Annotated in this window: 3 protein-coding genes and 1 pseudogene; 2 read left to right on the top strand and 2 right to left on the bottom strand. The window is 39.2% G+C overall.

What is annotated here, in order from left to right; genetic code table 11:
• Together CDG77_RS34295 and CDG77_RS34290 are read left to right on the top strand one after the other, a co-directional pair.
• Window positions 1-309 (top strand): hypothetical protein (locus CDG77_RS34295; protein ID WP_094333577.1); only part of this gene is annotated, 309 nt, incomplete at its 5' end.
• Window positions 310-469: 160 nt separating this feature from the next.
• On the top strand, window positions 470-1,837 hold the full coding sequence (locus CDG77_RS34290) for an IS4 family transposase (RefSeq protein ID WP_223270152.1): 1,368 nt from the start codon (window positions 470-472) through the stop codon (window positions 1,835-1,837).
• 325 nt (window positions 1,838-2,162) lie between these two features.
• Here the strand turns inward: CDG77_RS34290 and CDG77_RS34280 are convergent, their stop codons facing one another.
• Entirely contained in the window at window positions 2,163-2,615 is a 453-nt protein-coding gene (locus tag CDG77_RS34280) for a DUF1392 family protein (RefSeq protein ID WP_094333576.1), read from the bottom strand.
• Between the two features lie 163 nt (window positions 2,616-2,778).
• Window positions 2,779-3,051: pseudogene (locus CDG77_RS34275) on the bottom strand (cytochrome); the annotation flags it as partial.
• Window positions 3,052-3,133: the final 82 nt, after the last annotated feature.

The raw sequence follows: 3,133 nt of genomic DNA, 5'->3' as shown, positions 1-3,133 counted from the left end.
CTTGACTTAACCCCAGAAAAAGTTCGGATCAAAGATAGCTACCGAGAGCGGATATTTGCCGAATCACAGCAACTAGGTAAAAGTTACCTGGAGACGCTTTATTTTATTATTGATTGCTATTTTGCTTTCAGAAAGGGTGCATTCCCGACACAACAAGCGACTTTCACGCCAATGAATACTGAAGATAACAAACTCTCTTCAAGGACTGCAACTCCATTTGCAGAGGAGGAAGAAGAAGATTCTGATGGGAATGGCACTAAGAAAAGCTATAATCTATATGAAGTAAGGCTTTCAAGTTTTAATCAATGAACAGTGAGTGAGCAAGTCGAGCGATCGCTCCCGGATCAGACAGAGCTTTATGGATGGGGGCATGATACACGGGCTGTCCAAAAAAATTTTAGGTAGGAAAAGCTTACTCGTCCATGAAATACTTTTTTGAGACGAATAAGCCAACATCATAACCACCACTGTGACACTAAGAGTACAAATCCTCAAGGATAAATTTAGTCAGAGTTTGGGACTACCGTTTAAAGAATTGTTACCAGAATCAGTAATAAGACTTGCCATCTCGGAGCTAAAAATCAAATATAAAAAGCGGTTATTTGACCCATTCGTAACTTTATGGGCATTTTTATCTCAGGTTCTAGATACTGACAAAACTTGCCATAATACTGTGAGTAAAATAATTGCACATTTGGCTGAGTCAGAAGTAGAAGTTCCCTCAACAGATACGAGTGCTTACTGCCAAGCTAGGGCAAGACTTCCAGAGAAATTATTGGAAAATATTTTCAATTTCTCTGCACAAAGCCTAGAAGAAAAAGTAAGAACAGAATATTTATGGTGTGGTCGAAATGTAAAAGTAATAGATGGTTCAACTGTCTCCATGCCAGATACTGTAGAGAATCAGAAAGAATATCCTCAACCTAGCAGCCAAAAAGAGGGATGTGGGTTTCCAATTGCCAAAATTGGTGTGATATTCAGTTTAGCTACAGGAGCCGCTATTGCTTTGTGTATAGATGTTCTGAACACTCATGATATTAAATTAGCAAGAAGGTTGTATAGTTTTCTCAAACCCAATGATGTGCTTTTAGGGGATAGAGCTTTTTGCGCTTATGCCGATATGTTTGCGATTACTAAACTCGGTTGTGATGCCGTATTTCGGAAGCATAAATCTCGCAAAACAACCATGCAAAAAGGCAAAATTGTAGGAGATTGTGACAAATTAGTTACTTGGTATAAGCCTAAAACTTGTCCAAAAGGATTGAGTAAAGATGAATTTGATGCTCTACCTCCTTCCATAAATGTGCGAGAGATTTACTATAACATTGTTATCCCTGGTTTTCGCACAGAGCGGGTTAGCTTAATTACTACTGTCTTAGATAAATCTTCTTATTCTACTCTGGCAATTGTTGGGCTTTACGGTCAACGGTGGGATGTTGAACTAGATTTAAGACATCTAAAAACTACCTTGGGGATGGATATTCTGCGATGTAAAACACCCTCGATGGTACGCAAAGAAATTTACGTTTTTTTGCTGGCTTATAATCTACTTCGTAGTTTGATGTGGGATGCCGGAACTACTTACACCACTCCTCCATTACGCCTATCGTTGCAAGGTACTCGCCACCATTTAATTAACTTTATCCCCAAATTATTAGCAGCAACTTCAACAAAACGTCTCCGAGTTTATCGCACTTTACTCAAAGTTATTGCTCACAAGGCTGTTCCTGACCGTCCTGCTAGAAACGAACCACGAGTTCGTAAACGTCGTCCGAAAGCCTACCCCTTAATGACCAAACCCCGGCATGAATTACGTAAACAATTGCAAACTGCTTAAACCGCAAGTGTTTCGGCTTTTCTTAGTGCCATTCGATTCTGATGGAGAAACATTCAGCCTTGATTTTGATTTGTAACCTTGAACCTCGTATGACTAGAAGTCACGCGATTCCTGCTTCAACGATCTCTGCCTGAAAAGATCCAGAGGTCTTACAAGTTCTTCACAGGCGTTTAGAGCCTCCGGGATACCCACGGCGGCTGTTAAATTTCTCAAGCTCTCACTCAGAATATTTAAACTTGCGTTCACGTCTCTCAAATTGTAAGCATCTCATTTCTCAATCAAAGCAGTTAACTTGGTGTCGCTCTCTAGTAATAACTGATAATAGTCAGACACCCATATTGACTAAATCAACATCAGCAAGCCATATTGTTCTGCTTTGAGCAGACAGTTCTTCTAAAATTGGAGAGCGCCACTCTACCCCATAAAGCCAATTATCTTTGAGGCTAAAAATTCCTTGAATAACACGGCGTGTCGGCTGTTCACCGAAATCAACCTCAATTATGTCCCCCAATTTAAAAGCTGGGGTAGAAACAGTAGACTTTTCTAGTAGATTTGTTCTATGAAATTCTTGTTCAGCTAAGTAGAGAGTTTCATTCTGGCAAACAATTGCATAAATCCATTCCTGTTTTTCCCACAAAACACCACAGCAGTAGCCTGACAAGTCTGAGATTGGCAACAAAACTTTTTCTAACATTCTTACTGCTAATGGAGGCATGGTCTGACCCCACTCAGGAGAAATATGCCAACAGGATTCTAAAGCGGTAATTTGGTGAATCATCTGGGAATTTAGTTCTCTTTTTTATACATACACTCTCTTGGAGCAGTCTGATCCGGAATATAATTTAAATTTCGGAAAGCTAACGCAACAGATGGGGATTCAAACCCAATCAATTCGAGAGCCTCTCAATTTGAGAAGACTTTACTGATTCACTAATTCGTAACTAAGATAAAATTGTTTTGGCAGTAGCGATCGCCTGCTCCACACTCTCCACAATATAAACATTTTCTGGCGACATTTTTTTAAAGAAAAGTTGACTTTCTTCATCATTATTCAACAAAATTACTTGCTTATTTGCTTTCAAAGCTAGAGCAATTTCTGAAGCGGTTCCTGCACCCATCCCGCAAGCAATTACTACATCACTGGTAAGAACGTTAATATTGTTTCTAGAATTACCCATGTCTGTGAAAATAGCAATATCCACCCAAGAGGACAGTGCGATTATACAGAAATGTATATCAGCAATCCACAATACTTACTCAATCAGTACAAGAAGAATAAGAAAATTTAATTACCAA

This window comes from Nostoc sp. 'Peltigera membranacea cyanobiont' 213 (genome assembly GCF_002245975.1).
GTDB lineage: Bacteria > Cyanobacteriota > Cyanobacteriia > Cyanobacteriales > Nostocaceae > Nostoc.
This window is presented reverse-complemented; position numbering and strand designations above follow the sequence as displayed.